This is a genomic window from Pedobacter chitinilyticus (assembly GCF_003313385.1).
GTDB lineage: Bacteria > Bacteroidota > Bacteroidia > Sphingobacteriales > Sphingobacteriaceae > Pedobacter > Pedobacter chitinilyticus.
The window spans coordinates 334,108-359,751 of record NZ_QMHN01000002.1 but is presented as its reverse complement, the minus strand read 5'-3'; the positions used below and the strand labels follow the sequence as shown (position 1 = coordinate 359,751).

The window sequence follows — 25,644 nt, the reverse complement described above, 5'->3', positions numbered from 1 at the left end:
GGTGATAGCTATTTATTATCTAGCTCAAATCGAAGTCGGTCTTGTTCTATAATGTTTTTTAATTCTTCTTCTTTTGGCAAATAGAGTAAATATTTACTTGCGAAAAGTTGATTTTTATCATTTAGTATAGAATATTTAACAATGGTTTCATCTTTTTCTGAACAAAGCAATATGCCAATAGTTGGATTGTCATCCTTGCCTTTTTTCAGGTCGTCGTACATCCTTATATACATGTCTATTTGTCCAATATCTTGATGGTTTAAACTTCCAGTTTTTAAATCTATGATCACAAAACACTTTAAGATATAATTGTAAAATACGAGATCGATGAAAAAATCCGAGGTGTCAGTTACAATATGTTGTTGTCTCGCTACAAATGCAAAGCCTTTTCCAAATTCTAATAAGAATTTTTGTAAATGGTCTATAATTGCGGTTTCTAAATTTCGTTCGGTAGTAGAGGTTTCTGGGTTTAAACCTAAAAATTCGAAAATATAAGGGTCCTTAAGTAAGTTTTGGATGTTGTAGGTTGATGAATTTGGTTGAGTGAGTGTCCTTTCGAAAGCTAAGGTCTCTATCTGTCGTTGAAGTGTTCTGCTACTCCAATTTCCGGCGATAGTTTCATTAACGTAATAAGATCTTTTTTCCTCTTGATCTAATCTTGATATTAGCCTGTAATGTGTCCAACTCAATTCGGTACGCACTGCGTACCAAATTTGGAAAGCTTTGTAAAAAGCCCTCATGTTATTTAGATTTCTATCGTCAAATCCCTTTCCGAATTCTAGTGTGAGTTGTTTAGATAGCGTTTTAAGTGTTGATTTGCCGTAGTCTGCTCTAAGCTTGCCCTGTTGTTCATTTTCAACAATAAGTTTGCCGATATGCCAATAAGATTCTAAAAGCGTAGAATTAGCCATTCGAAAAACCTTCAACCTAGATTGGATAATGATTTCCTTAATCGCGTTGAATAATATATTGCCGCTTAATTCCATTGCGCTAAACATTTGCTTAAAAGTATAAAAACAATAACTAATCGCAATAGGTTAAATATATAATTTATAGTTTTACACTTGTCTCTGTACACAATGTTTATTACTCAAATTCATGATTCAAGAAACCAATTCTCTCATCCATGCGTCATCACCCTATTTGTTGCAACATGCACATAATCCAGTAGAGTGGTACGAGTGGAATGAAACCTCTCTTAAAAAAGCAAAGGCCGAAAATAAGCTCATTATTGTGAGTGTGGGATATTCGGCCTGTCATTGGTGCCATGTAATGGAACGTGAAAGTTTCGAAAATCATGAAGTGGCCGAAGTGATGAATAAACATTTCGTTTGCATTAAGGTAGATAGGGAGGAACGACCTGATATCGACCAAATATATATGTTGGCGGTACAATTGATGAACGGTAATGGCGGTTGGCCCTTAAATGCCATTTGTTTGCCAGATCAGCGACCTATTTATGGAGGGACTTATTTTCGCAAAGCGGATTGGATCAATATCCTGCTTAACCTCGCCAATTTGTGGAAAGCCGAACCTGAAAAGGCGGTAAAGTACGCGGAGCGATTGACCGAAGGTTTGCAGCAAGCAGAGTTGATTGAAGATCGGAACGAAGCGCTTACTTTTAAAGAGGAGCAACTGATCGAAATTGTAGAGCCTTGGAAAAGAAATTTCGACATTTCGGAGGGTGGTTATAATAGGGCACCTAAATTTCCATTACCCAATAACTGGTCGTTTTTATTGCGTTATGCTTTTTTGAGAGATGAACAATCGGTGATGATGGCCGTAATGCGCACGTTGGACGCAATGGCCTTAGGTGGTATTTATGATCAAATAGGTGGAGGCTTTGCCCGATACTCGGTAGACGGTCATTGGCATGTGCCGCATTTTGAAAAGATGCTTTATGACAATGCACAATTGGTGAGTTTATACGCCGAAGCTTATCAGTGCTTGAAATATGAACCTTTTGCCGAAGTGGTAAAACACACCATTGAATGGGTAGATAGAGAAATGACTGCTGAAAATGGGTTATTCTATTCGGCATTGGATGCAGACAGTGAAGGTGTGGAAGGTAAGTTTTATGTGTGGAGCAAAGCTGAATTCGATGAATTAGTAGGGGAACATCATCAATTTTTGGCCGAATACTTTAATGTAACCGATACAGGGAATTGGGAAGAGGAACACACCAACATTTTGAGAAGAACGGTATTGGATGAAGATTTGATGGCCAAATATAGCCTAAGTAAAACTGATTTTGAAAACATTATCGCTCAAGCAAAAGTAAAATTGTTGGCCGTTAGAAACGAAAGAATTAAACCTGGCTTGGATGATAAATGCTTAACCGCGTGGAATGCTCAAATGATCAAAGGTTTGGCGGATGCTGCGCAAGCACTTAACGATGATGATTATTACGAAAAAGCAAAAAAAGCGACCAGTTTCATTTTGAATAACTTAATGGCTGAAGATGGTGGCTTGTATCGCAATTATAAGAATGGTAAAGCAACCATCCAAGGGTTTTTGGATGATTATGCTTTTTTAATTGAAGCTTTAATTGCTCTTTATGAGGTAGACTTTAACGAGGCTTGGTTAAATGAAGCTAAGGAACTTACAGAATATGTGTTGACTAATTTCGCTGATGAGAATAATGCCATGTTCTATTATACTTCTAATCAAGGAGAGGGTTTAATTGCCCGCAAGCACGAAGTGATGGACAATGTGATTCCTGCTTCCAATTCGGTAATGGCGCAAAACCTCCAAAAATTAGGGTTGTTCTTTGACGAGGAAAGCTATTTAGAAAGGGCATCAGCCATGTTGAAAGCAGTATTGCCTCGCATTAAATCTTATGGATCTGCCTATTCTAACTGGTGTATCCAATTGCTTAATGAGGTGCACGGCATTAATGAAATTGCCATTGCTGGTCCCGATTTTAAATCCGTGAAAGAGGAGTTTAACTTACAGTATATCCCTAATAAAATTACTTTGGCAGGAACAAAAAGTACACTGCCTTTGTTAAAACATAAGCAAAGCGAGCAAACAAAAATCTATATTTGCCGAAACAAAACCTGTCAGCTGCCTGTGGGCACTATTGATGAGGCGCTTAAGTATATAAAATAAAAGATGAAGCGGCAAAAAGCGCTCATTAAATCATAAAACAATTAAATAGAAAGAATGAAAATCACTTCTAACACGGTAGTTTCTCTTACTTACGAGCTACATACCACTACTCCAGAGGGTAACCAAGTTTTTGTAGAAAAAGCTACTGAAGAAAATCCACTTGTATTTTTGTACGGTGTGGGAATGATGTTGCCGAAATTTGAAGAGCACTTAACAGGTTTAACTGTGGGTGATGAATATAGTTTTGAGCTTGAGCCAGCTGATGGTTACGGTGAGATTGATCCAGGAGCTCATGTTGATTTGCCAGTGGGCATGTTTAAAGAAGGTGGTGCTGAATTGCCAAATGTAGGCGATGTAATTCCTTTGCAAGATAACCAAGGAAACCAATTCCGTGCAGGTGTAACTGCAGTAGGTGAGGAAATTGTATCAGTAGATTTAAACCACCCAATGGCTGGTAAAAACTTGATTTTCGCTGGTAAAATTTTAACGGTTAGAGAAGCAACTGCTGATGAATTGGCTCATGGACATGCGCATGGTGCTGATGGTCACTCAGGTCACTAATTGATCATTTCTTTTGTCATTCCTCCGGAGTGACGGTAATAAAAAAGTCCCTAGGCATTTTGCCTAGGGACTTTTTCTTTTTATTCTTGTCGTCATTTCGACCTTGTGGAGAAATCTTTGGACTTAGTCTTTATTTCAAACAAAGCATAAAACGAGGAGCTAGATTTTGCTTCATAGCTGCTGCCCGGTCTTTTCCGAAAGCTCGGGATCGAAATGAAGGAGTGTTTACTTTACTACTTTCCCGTTAATTAATGAAATGGGAGAGGCATCCAGTGCATTTGCAGTGCTCAGTTTCAAGGTGCCTCGTACTTTAATGGTTTGATAAGTGAACTTAGTAGGTTCGGTTAGTTGCACCTCCACCATAATGGGAACGCCATTTTTACCGCAATAAAAACATTGGTTAATAGGTAGGGTAGATAGCATGAACTTGGTTTGTTTCATCCCATCTTTAATGGGAACAATATAGCCTTCTAGTTCGAAAGGTTTGCCAGCTCTTTTTTTAATGTCGTTATTGAAGATCGCGTACATTTCGCTATCGTCTTTGGCCATTTTAAATTCTACCTCGCCAATCACATCCCAATTGGCTGATACAATTTGATCACTTGGGTCATGTTGAGCCTTTGCGCTAAATGCAAATCCAATAAATAATAAAAATATAAAACTTAGTTTTTTCATGTTGTGTGTTTTGTTTAATAAGTTCCCAATTCTAAAGCGAGTTTAAATGGTTAACTTTTAAATGTTGTAAGATTGCTTCGTGCCTCGCAATGACGACCTTTTATGTGTTTAATTCTTTGCTAAAATTTTCGATATGTTAGAGCGGTAGGCCTGTACTGCAGGGATCACCGCTGCAACAATGCCGATGGCTAAACCAGCCGCTAGTAAATAAAATTCTTCTTTAATAAAAATCAGGCCATTCATTTTTGCTTGGCTACTTTCTTGGTAGTTACTAATCAGCTGTAAAATACCATGACCTAATGCTATGCCAATGATCGTGCCTATTAAGGTCAAAATTAATCCTTCTAATATGATTAACGAAAAAAGTTTGCCTTTTGAGGCGCCCAAGGTGCGCATAATAGCTAAATCATAACTTCTTTCCTTTAATGAGTTGTATAAATTGACAAATACACTAATGGCTGCGATGAGCATAATTAGTACGGCAAACCATTGTAAAGTATCTACCCCGACACCAATCAAAGAGAACAATCTGGTACTTTCTTGCGCTGGACTGGCAGCTTGCATATTGGTGGTTTGATTCACCATTTGCGGAAACATAGCCACTGCCATTGGCGAGCGGTATTGGATTAACAAAGAGGTAAACTCCCGGTCTTCATCATGGCTGTGGTCAGCTTCTGTTTTTTCTCCATGATATGGAGTTCCATTTTTATGACTTTTAATCAATTCCGTATCATCAGCATGAGGAAATACCTCTTCTTCGTGCATTTTCCAAACGCTACCAATAGCTGTTAAAATCAAATTATCAGTCACGTTTTGTTGTGGTTCCAAAATACCTACCACTTTATAAGCATGGTCTTTGTGTTCGTCTTTCATTTCGGTTAAGCCATGGCCGCCAAAAAAAGTATCACCTACTTTTAAGTTCTGCTCTTTGGCTACGTTAGCGCCAATGGTGGCTTCCAAATCGGCTTTCCAAAAGTTTCCATTTTGTAATTTTAAGCCATAAAGGCTGATGTAATTGCTATCGGTACCAACAATGCGTACCCCATTGTAATTGTCGCCCAAAGCCAAAGGCACTGCCCGTTTTACAAAAGGGTTGCGCATGAGCTTTTTTGCTTCATTCATTGGAATGTTACCCGTAGGAAAATCAATGTAATAAATGCTGCTCAAAATCAATTGTAGTGGACTGCCTTTTGCCCCAACTACCAAATCAATGTCTTTGGAGTTTTTTGCTAATTTATCTTCAATTTGGGTAGAAGCCAGTAACAGCACCGTTAAAATTCCTGTACCGAAAGCGATGAGTAAAATGTTGAGCGCCGCATTTAAAGGCTTCGACCAAATGTTTTTCCAGCTAATTTGAAATGGGCTCATGATAAAGTATAGGTAAGGGTAAACGCATCTTTAACTCTTTTATCGTGTGTGGCCACTACCAAGGTTGCTTGGTTTAATGTAGATTGTTCCTTCAATAAAGCCAATACCGCTTCAGCATTTTTATCGTCTAAACTAGAAGTAGGCTCATCAGCAATAAGCAGCGTAGGTTTATTGATTACCGCACGAGCAATGGTGACCCGTTGCAATTGTCCTTGACTTAGTTCCTGTGGATAGGCATTTTTCTTCGGCAACATATTTAAAGAATCCAACACTTCTTCTACTCGCTTCTTGTTGTTAGGTAAACCCGCAAAACTTTGGGCCAGCAATAGGTTTTCGGTAATGTTTAGGCTTTTAATGAGGTGTGGCTTTTGAAACACGATACCGATTTGCTGTCCTCTAAAAGCATCTAGCTTTTTAGAAGAAAGCGAGTAAAGGTCGGTGTCGCCAATTTTTACCTTGCCGTGGGTTGGAGTAAGTAAACCTGTTAAGATATGTAGCAGGGTGGTTTTGCCACTTCCCGATTGGCCTAAAAGGAGCCATTGCTCACCATTGTTCACCTGCCAATCTGCAAATTGCAGTTGGTGGCCGGAAGTGTATTGATGAGAAACAGATTGAATGGAAATCATAAGCTTTGCTGTATGTTACAAAAATAAAAGAAGTGGTCAAATCATTACCTATTGCTATGTAAAGTAATTGCTACTGCAAAAAAGTTGCGCTTGCAATTTGCCTTTTTTAAGGCGTTGATGTTTTTTTGCATAGGCATTGTTAATTAAACCCGATGGGAGCGGATATCCTTTTTGTGGCATGGGCCCCAGAAACCTCGTAGGTTTTCAAAACCTACGAGGTTTAGCATTGGCGATGGCAAAAAGATTGAAGCGTACAGCGGGACTTTCCATAAATAGTAGCTGACCTCTGCTTTTCGAAAAATAAAATGAAGCTGTCTTCAACTTTTTCTTTCGTTTCCTGTTAGCTATGCAATAATATCAGTTGTTTTTGCGAGTACTTGGTGTAAACTTAACACAGTATTATTTGGCTTAAAAGGTAATTATTATATATTTACAATATCTATCAACATCTCAAGAGAACAATTTTTTTAAAGCAATACAAGCTGTTTGGAATGAGAACAAGCTTAACAAGCAAAACAATATGGAAGAAGATTTAAATAAGGACTTTGAAATTTCGGAAATCAATGATAACAGACAGTTGGAAGAAGAAACCGTACAGCATTTAAATAACCCTGTAACCGATTTAAAAGCCATCGTAAAACAATACCTTACCTCGGTAAAGAGTGTGAAAAAGGAAGGTAACAGGTTTTATTTTTCTGATGGGGAAGCCGTGGTAGAGGTTCGAGTGGTAAGCGATGAGACGATTAGGGTGCGTTTGGCGCCGCATGGTGTTTTTCTGGCCGATTTCTCGTATGCAGTAGAACAGGTAGATCAAAAAGTAACCACTTTTAGGTTGCAGGATACGCCAGATGCCTATTTGATTGAAACGAATACCATTACCTGTAGGGTGAGTAAGGCAGATTTTCTGATTTCGTTTATTGATAACATTACAGGAATTGTAACCAGTAGCGATGCTTCGCCAATGCACTGGGAAGAAAACGTAGAGTTTGGTGGTTATTATGTGTTTGCCACTAAGCAGTGCCATCCAGAGGAGAATTTTTTTGGTTTAGGTGATAAGTCGGGTAATTTAAACCTGCGTGGCAGAAAGTTTACGAACTGGAATACTGATGCTTATTCTTACGGTTGGGACCAAGATCCTTTGTACCGTACTATTCCGTTTTACATGGGTATTAACCAAGGTGAAACTTATGGGATTTTCTTTGATAATACCTTTAAGTCGTATTTCGATTTTGGAATGGAAGATAATGCCAAAACCAGCTTTTGGGCTGATGGCGGTGAGCTGCAATACTATTACATTCACGGACCGCACATGATGGACGTGGTGAAACGTTACCAATCGTTAACGGGAACGCACCAGATGCCACCTCAGTGGGCAATTGGTTATCATCAATGCCGTTGGAGCTATTATCCAGAAAGCAAGGTGCGCGAAATTGTAGATGGTTTTAGGTCGCAACAAATTCCATGTGATGCCATTTATTTGGACATTGATTATATGGATGGCTACCGCTGTTTTACATGGAACAAAAAATATTTTCCAGATCCTAAAAAAATGATCAAGGATTTGGCTAATGTGGGCATGAAAACGGTGGTAATGATTGACCCAGGAATTAAAGTAGACGATAATTACTGGGTGTTTAAAGAAGGAAAGGAAAAGAATTATTTCTGCCGCCGAAGTGATGATTACTTTATGGAAGGCCATGTTTGGCCAGGTCGTTGCCAATTTCCTGATTTTACCAATCCAGAAGTGAGAGAGTGGTGGGGAGGTTTGTATAAGGAGTTAGTGGATATGGGCGTGGCTGGATTTTGGAACGATATGAACGAGCCAGCGGTGTTTGGCTCGGGCACTTTTCCAAATGATGTAAGACATAACTACGATGGCTACAGAGGCTCGCATCGTAAGGCGCATAACATTTACGGTATGCAAATGGTGCGTTCAACTTATGAAGGCTTAAAAAAATTACAACGCAATAAGCGTCCTTTTACCATTACCAGAGCTGGTTACTCGGGTATGCAACGCTATGCTTCGGTATGGACGGGAGATAACGTGGCTACTTGGGAGCATCTTAAAATTGCTAATATTCAATGCCAACGCATGTCTATTTCGGGGGTGCCGTTTTGCGGTACTGATATTGGTGGATTTAGTGGTGAGCCTGATGGTGAATTGTTTACCCGTTGGATACAATTGGGTGTGTTTTCGCCATTTATGCGTGCCCACTCCGCGGGGGATACTCGCGAGCGTGAGCCTTGGAGCTTTGGTGAGCCTTTTACGAGCGTGAACCGTAAGTTTATTGAGCTGCGCTACAAATTGATGCCGTATATCTATTCGGTATTTTGGGAGCATCACCGCTATGGCTTTCCAATTTTGAGGCCTTTGGCCATGTTGGAGCAAGATATTCTGTCGAACCACTTCCGTCAGGATGAGTTTACGTTTGGCGATAAGATTTTGGTTTGCCCAGTGTTGGAACAAGGGGCTACCTCACGTCGCATTTATTTGCCAAAAGGCAAATGGTTTAACTATTGGACCCTTGAGCTATTGGAAGGTGGCAACGAATATATGGTAGATACGCCATTAGATACCATGCCTTTGTTTGTAAGGGCTGGAACGGTAATGCCAGAGTATCCTGTGATGCAATACGTAGGTGAAAAAAACATAGATGAAGTTTGGTTGAACGTTTATTATTCAGATTACGAAGTGAACTCGTTCATGTATGAAGATCACGGCGACACTTTTGCTTATGAGCAGGATATTTATTTAGAGAAGAAGTTTAGCGCCAAAGGAAACGACAGTAGTTTTACCATCGAACAAACCATTGATGGTCTTTACACGCCAAATTACGAGCTTTATGATTTTCGCATCATTGCCCTGCCATTTAACGTAGGGAAGGTTTGGGTTGATGATAAAGAAGTAAGCGATTTTGTGGTGAATGAACGAGGAATATTGAGGTTTAAATCGAATAAAAACTTCTCGAAAATCAAGATCATTAAAGGATAATTTAAAGTTGAAACCTATCTTTTCAGTCTTACGAAGTTCTAACAACTTCGTAAGACTATTCTTACTAAATCGAATGATGGCATCCTGTTTTGTCATTCAGAGCGTAGCGAAGAATCCTATGGGCTAGATTTAACCTCGTTGATTGTTAATTCTCCTAACACCAAAATGACGAAAAAAATAAAAAATTGAGATGTATCAAAAGTTGAAAATTCTTTATGTCCATCATTTCAAACTGGTCTTTGTCCTCAACTTTTGTCTAAGCCTATTTTTCCTTAATTTATTTTATTTAAAAGGTTTTGATAAAATTAATTTATACAACCTTGCTATTGCTTTTAAATTGCTGGGATATGCCACTACTGTGGGCATAGAAAAGCTTTTCTTTAGCTATCGGATTTTCTATTATTATAACCTGAATATGAGCTACAGAAAGGTTTTAGGCTATTTCTTTTTGCTGGATACTTTCCTGTTTACCTCGTTATTAATTTTTTGTTGGCTATGTCAGAGCTTTATGTAGATAGTGTAGCACATAGTTTTGGAGGGCATAGCGTAATAAATAACGTATACCTCAAATGTGGCGTTGGAGAAGTAGTAGGGGTGCTTGGCCGTAATGGAAGTGGTAAATCAACTTTGTTAAAGATTATTTTTGGGAGCATTAAACCTAATTATAAATTCATTAGGATTGATGGTGAGCTTGTGCAAAAAGGTTACTTAACGCATAAAATTATCTATCTGCCGCAGGGTTATTTTTTGCCACAATATCTTAGTTTGGAACTTTTAGTCAATCTGTATGTTAACAAGTACAGGGAGCAATTGCTTGCCATTGATTTGTTTAGAGAGCATTTGAAAATGAGGATAGGTGATTTATCGGGAGGACATAGAAGATTGGCGGAAGCATTGTTGATGATTTATAGTGACGCAAAATATATTTTGTTGGATGAGCCTTTCTCCCAATTAGCGCCTTTAATTTCTGAACAGCTTAAACATCACATTAGGGAACTTTTGCCAGAAAAGGGCTTTATTGTGACCGATCATGATTATCAACAAATTCTGGAGGTGTCCTCTAGGGTAGTGCTTATCCATAATGGATGTAATTACAACATCGGTCATACAGATGATTTGATATTGCATGGTTATTTACCTGCTCATTTCGTTTAATCTTAGCTTAAAATTGATAGCTTTATAATATGCCAAAAAAGAAACAGACTCACCTAGAAACAACAAGCAAAGCAGTTCAATCTGCAGCAAATGCTTTTGAAAAATATCAATCTCCAGTTTGGCAGCACAGCCTTTTAACTGACTTTGACGTTTCCTTATTTCTTTTGGGCAAACATTTTAAGTTGTACGAAAAAATGGGCGCGCACCTTTGCACTGTTAACGGGGTTGATGGGGTGTACTTTGCCGTTTGGGCACCTAATGCACAAAAAGTATATGTAATGGCCAACTTTAATGGCTGGAACCGCGAAAGTCATTTGCTTTTTAACCGTTGGGACGAATCGGGTATTTGGGAAGGATTTATTCCCCACTTGAAAAAGGGTGAAGTTTATAAATATTTTGTGAAGGGTTTTGATGGCTCTGAAGTGGAAAAAAGCGACCCTTATGCTTTGCATGCCGAACATCCTCCACGTAAAGCTTCCATTGTTTGGGATACTGATTATGCTTGGAAAGATAAGGCATGGATGAACAAACGGGAAAAGAAAAATGCTTTAGACCAACCCATTTCTGTTTACGAGGTACATTTAGGTTCATGGCAACGTGATCCCGCAGATCCAGAAAGGGTATTGAGCTACGGAGAGGTTGCTGCGGCCTTAGTGCCTTACGTGCTAGAAATGGGATTTACCCACGTAGAGTTTCTGCCTGTCATGGAATATCCCTACTATCCTTCGTGGGGCTATCAGGTGACTGGCTATTATGCGGCAAGTTCCCGCCATGGTTCACCACAAGATTTGATGTTCCTGATTGAAGAACTGCATAAAAATAATATTGCGGTTATTTTGGACTGGGTGCCCTCACATTTTCCTGGTGACAGCAATGGCCTGTACCATTTTGACGGTACGCATTTGTACGAGCACTCGGATATGCGTAAAGGCTTTCATCCCGATTGGAAATCGTACATCTTTAACTACGACAGAAACGAGGTTCGATCTTTTTTGATCAGTAACGCCATGTTTTGGCTCGACAAATATCATTTGGATGGTTTAAGGGTTGATGCCGTAGCCTCGATGTTGTATTTTGATTTTAGTAGGCAGGAAGGGGAATACGGGACCAATGAATATGGTGGTACGGAGAATTTAGGTGCAGTAAAGTTCCTTAAAGATATGAACGAAGCGGTTTATGGTAACTTTAAGGGCATACAAACTATTGCCGAAGAAAGCAGTACTTACGATGGGGTAACCCGCCCGGTATTTGCGGGAGGTTTGGGCTTTGGCATGAAATGGATGATGGGTTGGATGAACGACACGCTGAAATATTTCAAACAAGACCCGCTTAGCAGAAAACACCACCATCACCAACTTACTTTTAGCTTAACCTATGCGTTTACCGAGAACTTTATGTTGCCGCTTTCACATGATGAAGTGGTGCATGGTAAATCGCCAATGATTTATAAAATGCCAGGTGATGAATGGCAGAAGTTTGCCAATTTAAGGGCTTTGTATGCCTATATGTTCACGCATCCTGGTACAAAATTGTTGTTTATGGGCGACGAGTTTGCCCAAACTTCGGAGTGGAATTGTTTTGAATCGTTAAACTGGGATTTGCTGAAATATGCACCGCATAAAGGAATGCAAAATGTAGTGAAAAAATTGAATGAGCTGTATCGTTCGGAAGCTGCTTTATACCACTTCAATTTTTCAAACGAGGGCTTTGAATGGCAAGAGGCTGATGACGTGAACCAGTCTATTTATGTTTACCAAAGAAGATCGAACAAAGCAAAAGATACTTTGGTGATAGCCATTAACCTTACGCCAGTTTTTAGACAACACTACCGCATTGGTATTCCTGTGAAAGGAAAGTGGCAAGAAATCTTTAATTCAGATGCTGAAGAGTTTTATGGCAGTGGGAAATTGAATGCTGAAGTTAAAACCACAGAAAATATTGCTCACCAACATCAAAAGCAATCAATCATGGTAGATTTGCCACCAATGGCCGTGACTATTTTTAAACGGACGGTTAAGTAAGTTGGATCGGATAATGGGGTGGTTGTTTTTTTTAAACACCCGCCCGTCGGGCACCCCTCTAAAAGAGGGAAATATGCTCCACCGAATAGGTAGGAGGATGACTGAAATATTGATTTAACCGAAAATCCAAAGGATTTCAATATTTATAGAGGAAAAATGGGGTAAAGGTATTCGACTCCGTAGAAGTCGTACCCAAGGTGATAGGTTATTTTATAAATATTTGACCTCTAGGAGGTCTTTTTAGAAAGTTGAAATGATTTGGCGTGTTGGGTAAATATTGCTTCGTTGTTTAACCACTTTCATTTGTTACATGTAATGGGATGGTAAAATTCCCCTCTCCCAGAGGGGTGGTCGAAGACTGGGGTGTTAATGTCATAAATAAAAGTCAATATCAATTATTGAATTAACTAACGAATGATACGAAATTTAAGGTTTTATAAAACAGACAAAGCTGAATGGTTTGTGGATTTGCCAGAATGGGATGGCGATACCGAAGACCTGCAAATGATACAAGGTGCTGACGAGTGGCTTGATCTGTTATGCAATGGGGCAGACGAAATTAAACTGGACATCTCCAATGAACCTTTTGAACCAGCGTCATTTTTAACCTTAATCCGTTTGGGGGAAGAAAACTTGGGAGGTGGAGCCAATTACTTTTTAGAAACTTACCAAAATAAGAAAGTAGATTTGAAGATTTGGCTTTGTGAGGTAGCCCATTTTACTTTTGGCGAATACCCTCAACGTATTTATTTCGCAAAGGCTTAAGTAGATGACTTTGTTTTACGAACTAAAAATCTAAACGTAAGCACTAATAGCAATATAACCACAAGTCCACCAATTGACCACAACATCCACGGGCTGAAAAATGGTTTTTCTAAGTCGAATGTCTGGTTTTTTCCCATGTAAACCAAGCTGTCCCAATAATAGGGAAGCAACAAAGCTCCCGAAGTTTGTGGGTCTTTAATCCATGCTAATTTGGCATCCCGAAGCGCTTCGGCACTGGTATTCCCTTTTAATAATGATTGGTAAAAATGTTGGGTGATATACGCTACTGTATGATCATTTACGTTCCACAACCCCGCGATGGTTGCAGAAGTGCCAATGGCGTTAAACCCACGGGAAAGACTGATAATTCCTTCTCCGTCGGCTAATATCCCATCGGCAGTGCGGCAGGCACTCAATACCACTAAGGATGGTGCATCTTGCTTAGCCGAAAGTTCAAACAAGTATATTTTTTCTCGTCCAAAATCGAGTGTTGGCTCTTGGTTTGGCCCAGATAAATAAGCATGGGTACCGATATGCAGGATGTTGCGTTGCTCAAATTGCTGCTCAAAACTTTTGGCATTTACATCCTCATTATATAAAAATACACCGCTTACCTTATTCTTGATTTCATTAGCCTCTTTTTCAACCGCCAGTAATGGTGCATTTTTTCCAATGGTATGCGTAATAAACAGTCCCGCAAAGCCTTGGTTGTTATTTTTTTGTTTTTCCAGCTGCAAGGTTTTCAAGGAGAAGGCATAGCTCGTAACGTGTTCTTTAATAAAAAAAGGCCAAGCAGATAGATTTTCTACGTATTTCTCCCGAGTAATCAACCCGTCGAAAGAGACATAGCCTAAAATGCCATCGGGAATAATGGTAATATTCTCTTGAGGCTTTATGGATAAAGGAGCCAATATCAATTGATAAACTAAGTGAGAAGCCTCGTAAAATGACTGTGGAGCGTTCGCCATTTTAGCAGGGCCATGCTGAAAATAGGTTGTTACAAAAGATTTAATTTGCTCTTTAATCAACGGGGCATTTTCCAGCTTTACCACACTTTCAATTTTTTGTCGATTGATGTTGATGACATAGATATTTTCATCTCCAAAAAAGTATTCTATAAAACGATGTTTGGGCAGGTTAGCTAAATTAATTTCGTTGGTAAAATTGGAATGGTCTTGCTTATATTTTTTAGCGATTTGTTTGTTTATTAAAGCCAGTTGAAACTTAAGGCCCGCAATAGTCTCTTGTAGCTTAGTCGTTTTTTGCTCTATTTCCTGTTTTTCGTGATAGATGATGGCCCGCTCCAAAGTTTGTTTTTTGACCAGTAAAGGATCTGCTTTTACATTTTTGGTCACGGCATTTCGGTTACGTTCCATTTGTTCTAATAACGTGCGGCTTTTACTTTGTTCTGCCAATAGAAGAACTTGGTGCAGGTATTTTTGATTTTTGCTTTTTTCAAATAGCAGGTAGTTGATGGCAATACCCTGCTCGGCAATTTGCTTCAGGTTTTTTTGTAACCGTTCTTTGGTAATGTCTGCTCCAAACTCGTTTCTAATTTTATCGGCAGCCAATAAGCTCAAATGAATGTTGGAAAGCGCTTGTTCTGGTTGACCCAGCATCAATTGAGCTTTTGCTAATTGCATAAAAGCATCCACCACTTTATAATCGCCAAATATTTTTTGATTAATGATGGCCTTATTTTGCATAATGCCTAACGTACTTAAAGATTGATGACTATAGGCAATGGCTTCTTTAGGTTGTTTGGATGCTAAAAAGGTTTTAGCCAGTTGTGTAAAAAGATTAGCTTTTTCACGTAATCGGCCGTAGGGATAATACTTATTAACAAGTGTTAAAGCCTTCTGATAAAATTCCCTCCCTTTTGCATACTGTTTAAGTTCTAGTTGCACATTACCAGCTGTGGTATACGTTCCCATCAGCCAATAAGCACTTTCATGATCTGTAGCGGTTTGCGCTTTGATATTTTGCTGAATAACCAAAGCCGCTTTAGTGTAATTACCCTCATCATATAAAACATCAGCCAACACATTGTTAAGCATAATGCGTGTTTTAGCATCTGGCTTTAAATCAAACCCACTTTCAATAGACCTGTGTGCATCGGCCAAGCGAGACATAGAACGGTAAGAAATGGCCATGTTGCCATAAATATTAGCCATTTTACTAGGATCTTCGCTATAGGCCCGCTGAAAGTTAATGCTCTGTTTCTGGAGGTATAAGGCACGTTCGTAATCGCCTAGGCGCGTGTAATTATTGCTTAAAGGTTTTAGAACATACTCTACAATATCATAACTTAAAATCTGATGTTGCTGAAAAAAGCCGAGCGCATTTTCATACATACTTATGGAACCTAAAATATTTCCATCAAGCAGTTCGTAATAACCCAAAGTACTGAGTAGGTTTAACCAAGCAAAATGCTCATCGGGAGTTTTGGTGTTTCGCCAACGTTCTTTTTGTGCCTTTTGAAGGTTGGCAACGGCCTTGCTAGGATTGGCATTTGCTTCATCAAGTTGTTCGTAAATCCAGTTGCTAAGGTCGTTTTGGCTTTTAAAGCCATTAAGTTTCGTATTCAAATCATCGCTCTGCGCAAAAAGCATAGTTGTTTGCAATAGCAAGTACACTAAGCACAAATGTTTGATGAATTGGCGCATCTAGCTAAAATAGCAAAATGCTCCTAAAAAGCACTATTTCAATTTCTTCTGGCGTATCACTTTTTATTTTAACCACATAGAAACATAGGCATATTTGGATATACCTTTCGTCATCTCGACTTTATGGAGAGATCTTTGGATATGCAATTTGGATATATCAATAGAGTGAATTGATGTAAAGTTCAAAGATCTCTCCGCTGCGGTCGAGATGACGGTATAGCATTGCAAACATTAACTACTAAAACTTCCAGCTTACATAAGTGCTCATCCTATTGTTATTGGTTTTTGGATCAAAGATGTACCTGAAGCCCAAAGCGGGGCCAACCCTCACCAATCCCAATTGGATATCCGCAAAAAATGAGACCCTTAAATCTGAGAAATTCTCGTTTACTCGGCCCAAATTACGGTTGTGATCTACTTCAATAGCCACGCCTTGTGCATTTATAGTTCTTAAACGATAACGCAATTCATCGGAAGTTCTATGATAAAGGTCGAGCGCAACCAGTGCGCCAGCACCAGCGCCAAGGTATTTATTAATGTTGTACCTCATTTGCAATGGAACGGCATTGATGGTGCTTACCTTGGTAGTTTGATAATGTTTTTTATCCAATATTTGGTAGGCAACACCGTTCATTACGGTATCTTTTCTAACCTCTGTAGCAATAGGGACCTGATAAGTGTTTTCCTTGAATGAGTTGAAGTAGAGTTCAACTTGCCAGTAGTAGCGATGGGTAGCATAAGGCGAAAGACTAGCCCCTAATACAAAGTTTTTGCCGTTTAGATAATTACCATTGTCTGTTTCAAAAGGAAAACCGTAGCCTACAATAATGCCGGGGGAAAGCCCCATTTTAAAACGACCAACTGCTCTGTTGGTGTAAATAGGTTCATTCTTGTCAAATACGATGGCCGCGCCACTTTTGATAGGTAATTTGGGTGGTTTCTCTTTAAACTTGATCTTGTATTCTACAAAGCCTTGGGTCGAATCTGCATCTTTTACACCCTTTTGCTGCATGCCGGGCAAATAAATATTGGTAAATACAAAATGAACACTGTCTGCACTAAAAGAGGTTTTTAAGCAACTCTGATTGGCATAAGCCGAATCGCAGTTGGCCACTTCGGGTTTTGTTTTTACCACTTTTAGAGTAGTTGGATCAAACACTTCCGAGATATTTACACCTACGTCAATCTTTTTTGCGGGCCCTTTCCCTGTGTTTTGAAAACGTACCTTGTAGGTCAGCTCTCTGTTTTTGCCCGTAAAGCGGTAGTTCATTCTACTTTTGCGCAGCACCATTTTATTAGGGTCGTGGGAAGCCACAATTTGCAGTTCCAAAGTGAAAAACTCAGTTTCTACCAAAGGATTATCAGGAATAAATGCGCCTGCTATACGTACCACCGCATTAGTGTCTTTGAGCATTTCAGGGGTGGTTTTAAAATGCATAAACACAAAGCGCTCTTCGTTTTGCTGTAGGTTCTCAAATTTCCAGCTTTGTTGACTTTTAAAGGCTTTAGCTTGATCTTTCAGCAACACCTTTTCTACAGGAGATAAACTGAAGTGCTTTTCCGAAGAAGCGTAATAAACAGGTTCCTGGTTTTTATTTTTCAGGAAAGCGGTATTTAAAAGCGATTTTAAGTCTGATTTTTTCTCGTTATGGTAAGTTCTTGCTTCTGCCAGTTCAAAATTATTTTGACTAAATTCTACATCGTTATACAAAATGGCCAAGGTGCCGTTCAGGTTGTTTTGTCCATTCTCTATTTTATTCCTGTAACCCAGTACCAACATCATGTCGTCTCCAGGTTTGGGCATACAATTCGTTTTCATTTCAATATTCCCGCCCATTTTAAACAAGTTATAACCACCATTGGAGGCAAGCATGGGTTTGGCTACGGTGGGTTTAGGACCTGGCGGCCTTATAATTGGTTTTGGTCGGGTAGGAGGACGTTTACCATCATCGTAATTGTTGGTGGCAAATAAGCGCACCATGATCGAATCGTAACGTAAGATGTGTGACGGACTTTCTTCGAAACTAAAACCGCCATCGCCAAACTCCCAAAAGTAAGTGTAAAATGGGGCAGGGGCACCCGCAATAGGACGTAAAGGCCTTAACTCACTACTAAATTTTGTAATGCCATTTTCTGTTTTGTAATGGATGATAGCAGGCACGGTATCGCTTGGCAATACTTGAGCAGTTTGTGCATTTACAGTAATACCGTAAAAGTAGAGCAAGAAAAACGTCAATAATTTTCTCATGGTTGATTAAATATAGGGAATAATTTTGATGGATAAGTAAGCCTATTGATTGATGATCTTCATTTGTTTTAAACATAATTGCCTCGCTACCAGCAATGACGGTTGGTGTACCATCACTGCCGATTTGCGAAGCGTTTTTAAAGTCAATTTATTTGGGTAAAAACTTTAATAATTGTTTAAGGCATCAATAGCCTGTTGTATGGCTGCTTCTGTTGTCTCTGATAAGGTTAGGCTAATGTTTTGGTTAGCGGTAATGGTGGTGGTTAAATCAGCATAATAATACTTGCCATTTTTGATAGAAAAGGAGATGTATTTCCCTTCTACACCAACAGGCATCATATTGGTGTAGCTTTTTACACCATTGGGCCCGTCTGGCGTATACAGTTGTGCTACCACTTTACTGCCTTTAGCACAAAAAAACACGAAAGTTTCGCCCGTGTAGCCCATAAAGGTGGCAAAGCTGCCAGGGTTATTGGCAATGGTTACGCTAGTGGTTGTTTTTGGATTGGTATAGGCATAAAAAACATCACAGTTGATCCAACCTAAATTGCCCATTTGAAAATTGTAGAAGCCAGCTGCAGGAAGCACTTCACGTACGCCTCCGCCAGCTGCTCCATTAGGATTTTGTGCAGGAGCTTGCCAAGCCATTTGATTGGCATTGTCTACCTTTTCTACACCTTCCCAAATTTGTGTGGCACGCGTGTTATTGGTGGCTATGGCAATATCAATGTTCGCACCTAGGGCTTTGTCTACATTGGTACCGTTTACTGAGGCATTGAGGTAAATAAAACCATCCGATTCCAAAGGTGCGCCGCTAATGTGGTTGGTGTTGGTACCGCCAAATACCATTTCGCTACGTTTCAAAAATTCAGCGGCGGTAATCACCACACTACCTGTTACCGTAGTGCCGTTTAACTTAAAGGCATTCGCGGGGATGGTGATTTTTGTGCCACCTTTTAACGTAAAGGTATTAGCAATGTTGGCGTTAATTTGTAAACGCTGTGCCTGTGGACCAAAAATGGCGGTAAACTCTGCAGCACTGTAGGCCGCATTTCTTTGGGTCCGATCTTTTTTGCAAGCTTGAAATAATGCCGTAACTAATAAGGCCATGGCAATGATCGAAAGCGTATTTTTTAAGTTTAAAGTTTTCATCGTTTCTAAAGTTTAGTACTGCCTACTCTGTTATGGCTTTTCAGCAATCGCCTTTTGTAGGTATATCAAACCATACAGAAAAATGTTACCGTACTTATGTATAAATTTTTAAAAAAGAATAAAGGTTGAGAAGAACAACTGCGTTGGTAGCACGAGCAACTGCATTGGTAATAAGGTTAACTGTGTTTGTATTATTATCAACTGAGTTTGTACTATTGGTAACTGTGTTTGTATTATTTGTAAATGTGTTTGTACTATTAGCAACTGTGTTTGTACTATTAGCAACTGCGTTTGTACTATTGGTAACTGTGTTTGTACTATTAGCAACTGCGTTTGTACTATTGGTAACTGCATTTGTACTATTGGCAACTGCGTCGGTATAATGAGCAACTGCGTTGGTACAATAGCTAACTGCGCTGGTACAATGAGCAACTGCGTCGGTATAATGAGCAACTGCGTTGGTACCATAGCTAACTGCGTTGGTACTATTGGCAACTGCGCTGGTACAATGAGCAACTGCATCGGTACAATGGGTAACTGCGCTGGTCATGTTCATTATTGCAACACTTTTCACAGCAGTTTCTTAGATTATTAGCGAATTAGTTTTATTTTTAGGCAAATCGACACGATAAATGACCAAAAAAGTACATGAAGACCAACGCTACCTTATTGCACTTTTAAACAATGAAGTGGCTTTGGTGAATGAAATTTACAAGAAGTGTGCGGGAAAGGTAAAGTCATTTGTTCTATTTAATAATGGCAATGCCGATGATGCTGCTGATATTTTTCAGGAAGCTTTGGTGGATATTTACAATCAGGCTAAGTATAAAAATTTACAGTTAACCTGCCCTTTTGAACCTTTTTTACTACTGGTGTGTAAGCGCAAATGGCTTAACGAACTGAAAAAAAGATCGATAAGCCCGGTAACAAAAAACGAAGACGATTTATTACATATTGGCGAGGATACATTTGAACAGGCTGAAGCTTTGGAATTGCAAAAAGAACAGGCTAGTTTATTCTTAAAAGCTTTTGAACAACTTGGAGAACGTTGTAAGGAAATTATCAGCTGGAGCATGAAAGGTGAGGCGCAGGAAAAAGTAGCTGAAACTTTAGGCGTTACTTATGGTTATTTGAGAAAGAAAAAATCGGAATGTATGGCAAGCTTGGTTAAATTAATCGATAGAAAAAATGACTGAGGACAAAATTTTATGGACCGCCCAGTATGTGGAAGGCGATTTGAATGAAGAAGAACGTTTAGCGTTTGAAAATTTATTGTCGTATGATGAGGAATTGAAGCAACATTTGGCTGATTACTATGACATTCATAGTAGCTTGCAAATGGAACTGGCCAGTGATAGTAATAGGAATACTTTGGTGGAGACGATTAAGACCTTAAATAAGGAACACTTTGTTGCTGAACAGCCCAGGGTGGTGAAATTTAATCCTTACCTCAGATGGGTATCGGGCGTAGCTGCAGTATTGGTGCTGGGCATGTTAATTTGGGAACCGTGGAGAAGCAATCTGTATGAAGAATTTAATGCGGTGCCACAAATGAGCGTTGCCGAGCGTGGTGCTGAAAAAACCGATTTGGATCATGCAGCAGGTTTATTTAATGAGCAAAAATATGCAGAGGCAAAAGTTGTTTTGGCAAAATTGCATGCTACCGACGCCCAAAACGCCATGATCAGTTACTATTATGGCGTTGCCTTAATGGAAACCAGCGAAGTTGCCAAAGGCCGATTGTTATTGGAAGAGTTGTTTAATGGAGCATCTGTTTATAAATATGATGCTGCCTATGCCGTGGCCATGAGCTATTTGAAGGAAGATCAAAAGACAGATTGTAAATTTTGGCTGGAGAAAATACCAAAAGATGCTTCACACTATGAACAAGCGCAAAATCTGTTGAAAAAATTATAATATAAAAAAGGGCCGAAAGGCCCTCTTTACTTATTAATTATCCTAAATCTATCAGCAACATCCGTCGCTGAGTTTCTTTCACCTTATTTGAAAGCTTGGTTTAAATGCTATGTTGCTTTTTAATAAGGCATTTTTTTCTTTATTTGGTCAGGTTGATTTTTTTGGGTTCATTATTTTCATTGATGTAATCGATACTGATTGAGCTTTGGCTAGATAATGCCTTTAGCTGATCAATCTTTTTTTGATCTTTAATTAAAGCATTTGCACTCATGTTATTGATGGCAGTAATTTTAGTTCCAGGTTTTAATTCCTTTTCATTTGCTGCTGTAGCTTTAATAGTATTTTGTACTTCCAGTTCTCCTTTTAGGTTAAAGCGAAATAAGTAGCTGCCCAAAACAAAATTTAGCGGATAATTAAAAGAGTGGTTTGGCACGAGATAGATTTCATTTTTCTTGCGGTTAATGGTGAAATTATACCTCGAGATGATTCCCATTCCTATCGAGCCATCAAAACCAGGGCTCCAATTCTCGTTTTGCCCACCGCCAGCCATTAAGGTAATGGGTAGATTTTTTATCGGTGCAGTGTTCGCAAAAGAAAAGCTATTGGCCTTGCCATTAAAAGTAGGAGAGGCTATTCCCATGCTTACTGTGCTGGCTTGGTATTCTGGTTGAAATCCGCTGGTGAGCAATTTATGCTGTCTTACAAAAGGACGGAAACAGATCAAGTTGTAAGAGGCTCCAGTATCAAATACAAAATTGCCTGAAGAGGATTTGCCTGCCACGATTTCTACATTTCCAGGGATGATGAAAAGACCTGAAGGAATAGTAATAGGAATAATGGTGCCTCCTTTCTCATATTCGTACTGATCAAATTCGAATAATGAAAGTTCATATTTATTGAAATCTACTTTAACGACATAATTCCTTGTCATGGTGTTTCCAATGAGACCATCTAGGTGATCTCGCATTTGCGGAAAGATGGCTATGCCTTGATTTTTAAGTACAAACCCATTTTCAAGAAGCACGTCATTCCCGTCTGATACTTCAATTTTCATGTTGCCACCCACCACCGAAGCATTATTGCTACGGGTAATTTTTAAGCCAAGCGAATCAGCTAGCGATTTGTCGATGGCCATTCCATCAGCGCCAGTGTCAAAGAGCAACCGCAAGGGCTTCTCGTGGTTGTTAATCTTCACTTTGAGGACAATAGAGCCGTTTATCACCTCAAATGGAATGGTTGCTACTGGTTTTTGTGCACCTGCATGTATGCCTAAAAAAAGCATAAGTATAGCGAGGTGCATATTGATAAGCACTTTCATCTTTAAAAAATAAAGGAAAGCCTAGCTTAACTAGGCTTTATTTAAAATATGGTTTATTATTTGGCAGCCTCAGCAAATAGTAATTCTTTCAATTTTGGATCTGAGGGTCTTGGGGCATCTACATTCACAATTTTTCCATTTTTATCGAAAACCAAGAAACGTGGAATACCAGACACTTTGTAATACTTAAGGATTTCGCTGCCTTGACCAGCATATAGTTGTAAGCCGCCTAAATTCTCTTCTTTAATCATCTTTAACCATTTTTCCTTATCTTTTTCTGCATCGGTAGAGATACTTACAATTTGAATCGGTTTACCTTCTATATCTTTTTCTAATTGTTTTAAATGCGGGAATTCTGCCCTGCAAGGTGCGCACCAGGTGGCCCAAATGTCAACCACAACTACCTTTCCTTTCAAACTGGCAAACGAAACTAGCTTTCCTTCCTTATCAGGATAGCTAAATTGTAACCCATCAGTACCAGGCTTATAAGTCAATAGTGGGCTCATTAGCTCATTCTCTTTATTTTTCTGAGCTTTAGTGAGCAAGTATTTCCCAAACTGATCTGTAATGGCTTTGTAGCTATTATAATCCTTATATCTGCCTAAATTTTCTAATACGATATCACCCTTCAACGTATCGTTAGGAACATAGGAAAAATAGATATTTAGGCCTTCGGCACCAGGTTTATATGGTTTTCCGTCTTGGCGCATATTTACACTAATTAAAGCAGAAAGCGTTCTCAGTCCGTAAGGGTAGTTATAAACCTTTTTGGTGTCTTTTGAAATTTCATTCGCTTTTAATGTACTGTAAAAATTGCTGTATTCTTCTACGCTGGGATGTGCAGTGCGTGGTGTGTTTAAAAAATTGGTAGCATAGCTTATCAAATCCAATTGCATAATGTCTTTAATTTGCTGATCGAATTTCGGATTACCTGTAGCTTTTCCATTTAAGAAAGTTTTCGATTTAGCTACAATGGTTTCTTGTTGCGGAAAGTAATCCATGAACGTACTATTTTTGCCCATAAAATTAATTGCCTTTTGAAACAATGGATTAGTTAAATCTCGCCATTGTTTCAGTACGATGTTTTCTTTTGAATTGAGCTTGCCATTTAGTGTATAGGAAGTATCAGATAAGGAGATATCAAGTTGGTCGCCACCTTTGAAGTAAAATAAGTGATTTTCATTCGGAGTAAGCTCATTCCCTGTACCCATTATGTAAACACCTTCATATTCGGGATAAAATAGAAAACCGAATTTTCCATTTTTATTTGGAACTGCATGTGCAATTTCTGTGGTTTTACCTTCTACTACTTTAAATAGCTTTACACTATTTCTTTTATATTTTATTTCGCCTTTTATTTGAGTGGCGGTTTGCTGAGCAAAAGCATAGTATGAAAGCACGGTTAATGCTAACGTAAATAAGTTTTTAAGTTTCATTTTGTTTGTGTTGTGAATGAATAGCTCTCCCAAAAAACGGGAGAGCAAAAAGTTAAAATTTGATTTTATTCTCTATAAGAAACAGATACAATTTTCCCGAAACCAGTAAATGATTTATATAGACTTAATGCATTGTTTAAATTAGGCACATTATATAAATTCATTTCTCCAGTGGTAGATGGGTTTGCATCGTCGTAGGTACATACAATTAATTTACCTGCATACTCCACATATCTTGCATTTGTAGTGAAGTGGGTTAACTTTTGGTATTTAATAAGGGATACCTTTTTTGTCCCCATATCAAGTACCATGGTGTTGGTCTTATCAGAGATATTATAACGATAGATTTTTGATCCTACGAGATACATTAAGTAGCCTTCATTTGGGTCAATGGCAAATTGTGTCGCATTGATCATTTCTGGAGCCGTGGTAATTTTATCCCATGTAAGTGGTGTAAACGTTGACGAATTACATTGGATAGTGGTCAAAAAAAGTTCGTTATTGCTATTTTTGAGAATTGCATAAGTACGTGAACTAAGCGCAGGAGTACTGGCCATATATACCAAATCCATGTTTAAGTTTCCTACATTAACATTGTTGTCTGTATAAACATTTCCGTTGGGTACTGGAACAGAAGATGATGTATTTGAACTTTTGTGCTCCATGAAGCGCCTATTATCAATATCAAACATTAGTGCGTACGTTGTACCATTTCTATATGCTTCTGCGTAAAACGGAGAAATTTTGAAGTTAACAGCAGCGCTGGTTTTATTTACCCTTGTTCCCCAAGCAATTGACAACGTGGCATTTTCGAAATACAATTCACCATTGCTATCGTACAAATAAGCCAAATAACTTGAGGCTTGGGAGGCAATATTCTGTGCATAATATGGTGCTGGCGAATAAGAACTCATCATGGTGGATATATTGGCAAATTTGGAAAAGGTACCATCTTGAGTATTGATGATATTGGTAGCCTGATCGGTACCTACCGCTATTGCCTTGTGAATAGTAAAGGAATAAGGGTCTCTTCTGTTCCAGTAGTAAACAAATTTTGGAGCGCCATTGAGCACCAATGTGCTTTGGGTGCTCAATAAGTCTGTATATGTCTGAAATTCTCCTGTGGTAGCAATGTAGTTCAAGAAATCAAGACGAGCTTTTCCATTGACATCGTTCATTACCAACCAACCATCAGCAATATTGGTGGTAATGGTAAGCTTTGCACTTTTTCTAAAAAATAAGCCAGTTTTTATCTCCTTCACTTCGTACAATAGGGTATATGCAGTAGTAGAAGAGGGAAAGTTTATCGGCCAGTTTAATGATTTAGTTTTTGCAATTTGTTTTTTGGTAATGGGCAATGAGCTTTGGTCGATAATGTACCAGCTATAGGTGTATTTCGAGGTATCGCTCCCATCATCTTGTGTAAATGTTAAGGTAGGTTTAATACTTAATGTAGACCCTCGTAACGAACTGTAAGAATCCGAAATGTTGGTGATTTGAGCATCATTAATTTCTTGGTATTCGTAATTGCCTAAGTCTTTGCGGCAGGCAGCCAATACACTTATGGCTAATATCAACAGACAGCCAAAATATCTTAAAAATCTATTTTTCATGATTTTATCTAAATGTTAAA

Annotated in this window: 19 protein-coding genes; 8 read left to right on the top strand and 11 right to left on the bottom strand. The window is 38.9% G+C overall.

Going from position 1 to position 25,644, the window contains the following annotated elements; all coding sequences use genetic code 11:
* Positions 1–8: 8 nt before the first annotated feature.
* Positions 9–998, bottom strand: coding sequence for a PDDEXK nuclease domain-containing protein (locus tag DUT70_RS08355; RefSeq protein ID WP_240432060.1), 990 nt, complete (start codon positions 996–998; stop codon positions 9–11).
* A gap of 100 nt (positions 999–1,098) precedes the next feature.
* Between DUT70_RS08355 and DUT70_RS08350 the strand changes: the two genes are divergently transcribed.
* Together DUT70_RS08350 and DUT70_RS08345 are read left to right on the top strand one after the other, a co-directional pair.
* Positions 1,099–3,111, top strand: a complete 2,013-nt coding sequence (locus DUT70_RS08350) for a thioredoxin domain-containing protein (RefSeq protein ID WP_113646873.1) — start codon at positions 1,099–1,101, stop codon at positions 3,109–3,111.
* A 54-nt stretch (positions 3,112–3,165) separates the two neighbouring features.
* Complete coding sequence (locus tag DUT70_RS08345) at positions 3,166–3,672, top strand: FKBP-type peptidyl-prolyl cis-trans isomerase (protein WP_113646872.1); 507 nt, start codon at positions 3,166–3,168, stop codon at positions 3,670–3,672.
* A gap of 225 nt (positions 3,673–3,897) precedes the next feature.
* Here the strand turns inward: DUT70_RS08345 and DUT70_RS08340 are convergent, their stop codons facing one another.
* From DUT70_RS08340 to DUT70_RS08330, 3 genes are all read right to left on the bottom strand, one after another.
* Complete coding sequence (locus DUT70_RS08340; RefSeq protein WP_113646871.1) at positions 3,898–4,347, bottom strand: hypothetical protein; 450 nt, start codon at positions 4,345–4,347, stop codon at positions 3,898–3,900.
* 108 nt (positions 4,348–4,455) lie between these two features.
* Complete coding sequence (locus DUT70_RS08335) at positions 4,456–5,715, bottom strand: ABC transporter permease (protein WP_113646870.1); 1,260 nt, start codon at positions 5,713–5,715, stop codon at positions 4,456–4,458.
* On the bottom strand, positions 5,712–6,341 hold the full coding sequence (locus DUT70_RS08330) for an ABC transporter ATP-binding protein (protein WP_113646869.1): 630 nt from the start codon (positions 6,339–6,341) through the stop codon (positions 5,712–5,714). The genes DUT70_RS08335 and DUT70_RS08330 overlap by 4 nt, the downstream gene beginning before the upstream one ends.
* A gap of 520 nt (positions 6,342–6,861) precedes the next feature.
* Between DUT70_RS08330 and DUT70_RS08325 the strand changes: the two genes are divergently transcribed.
* The 4 genes from DUT70_RS08325 (at position 6,862) to DUT70_RS08305 (ending at position 13,274) form a co-directional block, all read left to right on the top strand.
* Positions 6,862–9,333, top strand: a complete 2,472-nt coding sequence (locus DUT70_RS08325) for a glycoside hydrolase family 31 protein (protein WP_113646868.1) — start codon at positions 6,862–6,864, stop codon at positions 9,331–9,333.
* A gap of 495 nt (positions 9,334–9,828) precedes the next feature.
* Entirely contained in the window at positions 9,829–10,488 is a 660-nt protein-coding gene (locus DUT70_RS08315; protein WP_113646866.1) for an ATP-binding cassette domain-containing protein, read from the top strand.
* A gap of 29 nt (positions 10,489–10,517) precedes the next feature.
* Positions 10,518–12,509, top strand: coding sequence for a 1,4-alpha-glucan branching protein GlgB (glgB, locus tag DUT70_RS08310; RefSeq protein WP_113646865.1), 1,992 nt, complete (start codon positions 10,518–10,520; stop codon positions 12,507–12,509).
* A 414-nt stretch (positions 12,510–12,923) separates the two neighbouring features.
* Positions 12,924–13,274 (top strand): DUF6717 family protein, encoded by a 351-nt coding sequence (locus DUT70_RS08305; RefSeq protein ID WP_113646864.1) that lies wholly within the window; start codon positions 12,924–12,926, stop codon positions 13,272–13,274.
* Here DUT70_RS08305 and DUT70_RS08300 read toward each other — a convergent pair.
* The 4 genes from DUT70_RS08300 to DUT70_RS08285 all read right to left on the bottom strand — a co-directional run bounded on the left by DUT70_RS08300 (position 13,271) and on the right by DUT70_RS08285 (position 19,914).
* Positions 13,271–15,886 (bottom strand): CHAT domain-containing protein, encoded by a 2,616-nt coding sequence (locus DUT70_RS08300; protein WP_162926593.1) that lies wholly within the window; start codon positions 15,884–15,886, stop codon positions 13,271–13,273. The genes DUT70_RS08305 and DUT70_RS08300 overlap by 4 nt on opposite strands.
* 292 nt (positions 15,887–16,178) lie before the next feature.
* Positions 16,179–18,188: a DUF7849 domain-containing protein gene (locus tag DUT70_RS08295; RefSeq protein ID WP_113646862.1), complete on the bottom strand. Its 2,010-nt coding sequence runs from the start codon at positions 18,186–18,188 to the stop codon at positions 16,179–16,181.
* A 165-nt stretch (positions 18,189–18,353) separates the two neighbouring features.
* Positions 18,354–19,340 carry a hypothetical protein gene (locus tag DUT70_RS08290; RefSeq protein ID WP_113646861.1) on the bottom strand — a complete coding sequence of 329 codons (987 nt, stop codon included), beginning with the start codon at positions 19,338–19,340 and terminating at the stop codon, positions 18,354–18,356.
* 94 nt (positions 19,341–19,434) lie between these two features.
* Complete coding sequence (locus tag DUT70_RS08285; protein ID WP_205529766.1) at positions 19,435–19,914, bottom strand: hypothetical protein; 480 nt, start codon at positions 19,912–19,914, stop codon at positions 19,435–19,437.
* 58 nt (positions 19,915–19,972) lie between these two features.
* Between DUT70_RS08285 and DUT70_RS08280 the strand changes: the two genes are divergently transcribed.
* Together DUT70_RS08280 and DUT70_RS08275 are read left to right on the top strand one after the other, a co-directional pair.
* Positions 19,973–20,536 (top strand): RNA polymerase sigma factor, encoded by a 564-nt coding sequence (locus DUT70_RS08280; RefSeq protein WP_113646859.1) that lies wholly within the window; start codon positions 19,973–19,975, stop codon positions 20,534–20,536.
* Complete coding sequence (locus tag DUT70_RS08275) at positions 20,529–21,257, top strand: hypothetical protein (protein ID WP_113646858.1); 729 nt, start codon at positions 20,529–20,531, stop codon at positions 21,255–21,257. The genes DUT70_RS08280 and DUT70_RS08275 overlap by 8 nt, the downstream gene beginning before the upstream one ends.
* Positions 21,258–21,396: 139 nt before the next feature.
* Here DUT70_RS08275 and DUT70_RS08270 read toward each other — a convergent pair whose 3' ends face one another.
* The 3 genes from DUT70_RS08270 to DUT70_RS08260 form a co-directional block, all read right to left on the bottom strand.
* Positions 21,397–22,575: a retropepsin-like aspartic protease gene (locus DUT70_RS08270; protein ID WP_113646857.1), complete on the bottom strand. Its 1,179-nt coding sequence runs from the start codon at positions 22,573–22,575 to the stop codon at positions 21,397–21,399.
* Between the two features lie 56 nt (positions 22,576–22,631).
* Positions 22,632–24,011 (bottom strand): TlpA family protein disulfide reductase, encoded by a 1,380-nt coding sequence (locus tag DUT70_RS08265; RefSeq protein WP_113646856.1) that lies wholly within the window; start codon positions 24,009–24,011, stop codon positions 22,632–22,634.
* A 65-nt stretch (positions 24,012–24,076) separates the two neighbouring features.
* Complete coding sequence (locus DUT70_RS08260; protein WP_113646855.1) at positions 24,077–25,624, bottom strand: PKD-like family lipoprotein; 1,548 nt, start codon at positions 25,622–25,624, stop codon at positions 24,077–24,079.
* Positions 25,625–25,644 lie beyond the last annotated feature (20 nt).

What these genes read in the sequence shown, in the direction of transcription:
- DUT70_RS08305 (WP_113646864.1), top strand. Translation starts at nt 12,924, where the DNA reads ATGATACGAAATTTAAGGTTTTATAAAACAGACAAAGCTGAATGGTTT.
- DUT70_RS08315 (WP_113646866.1), top strand. Translation starts at nt 9,829, where the DNA reads ATGTCAGAGCTTTATGTAGATAGTGTAGCACATAGTTTTGGAGGGCAT.
- DUT70_RS08280 (WP_113646859.1), top strand. Translation starts at nt 19,973, where the DNA reads ATGACCAAAAAAGTACATGAAGACCAACGCTACCTTATTGCACTTTTA.
- DUT70_RS08265 (WP_113646856.1), bottom strand. Translation starts at nt 24,011, where the DNA reads ATGAAACTTAAAAACTTATTTACGTTAGCATTAACCGTGCTTTCATAC.
- DUT70_RS08330 (WP_113646869.1), bottom strand. Translation starts at nt 6,341, where the DNA reads ATGATTTCCATTCAATCTGTTTCTCATCAATACACTTCCGGCCACCAA.
- DUT70_RS08290 (WP_113646861.1), bottom strand. Translation starts at nt 19,340, where the DNA reads ATGAAAACTTTAAACTTAAAAAATACGCTTTCGATCATTGCCATGGCC.
- DUT70_RS08300 (WP_162926593.1), bottom strand. Translation starts at nt 15,886, where the DNA reads ATGCTTTTTGCGCAGAGCGATGATTTGAATACGAAACTTAATGGCTTT.
- glgB (WP_113646865.1), top strand. Translation starts at nt 10,518, where the DNA reads ATGCCAAAAAAGAAACAGACTCACCTAGAAACAACAAGCAAAGCAGTT.
- DUT70_RS08340 (WP_113646871.1), bottom strand. Translation starts at nt 4,347, where the DNA reads ATGAAAAAACTAAGTTTTATATTTTTATTATTTATTGGATTTGCATTT.
- DUT70_RS08345 (WP_113646872.1), top strand. Translation starts at nt 3,166, where the DNA reads ATGAAAATCACTTCTAACACGGTAGTTTCTCTTACTTACGAGCTACAT.
- DUT70_RS08325 (WP_113646868.1), top strand. Translation starts at nt 6,862, where the DNA reads ATGGAAGAAGATTTAAATAAGGACTTTGAAATTTCGGAAATCAATGAT.
- DUT70_RS08295 (WP_113646862.1), bottom strand. Translation starts at nt 18,188, where the DNA reads ATGAGAAAATTATTGACGTTTTTCTTGCTCTACTTTTACGGTATTACT.
- DUT70_RS08350 (WP_113646873.1), top strand. Translation starts at nt 1,099, where the DNA reads ATGATTCAAGAAACCAATTCTCTCATCCATGCGTCATCACCCTATTTG.
- DUT70_RS08335 (WP_113646870.1), bottom strand. Translation starts at nt 5,715, where the DNA reads ATGAGCCCATTTCAAATTAGCTGGAAAAACATTTGGTCGAAGCCTTTA.
- DUT70_RS08270 (WP_113646857.1), bottom strand. Translation starts at nt 22,575, where the DNA reads ATGAAAGTGCTTATCAATATGCACCTCGCTATACTTATGCTTTTTTTA.
- DUT70_RS08275 (WP_113646858.1), top strand. Translation starts at nt 20,529, where the DNA reads ATGACTGAGGACAAAATTTTATGGACCGCCCAGTATGTGGAAGGCGAT.
- DUT70_RS08260 (WP_113646855.1), bottom strand. Translation starts at nt 25,624, where the DNA reads ATGAAAAATAGATTTTTAAGATATTTTGGCTGTCTGTTGATATTAGCC.
- DUT70_RS08355 (WP_240432060.1), bottom strand. Translation starts at nt 998, where the DNA reads ATGTTTAGCGCAATGGAATTAAGCGGCAATATATTATTCAACGCGATT.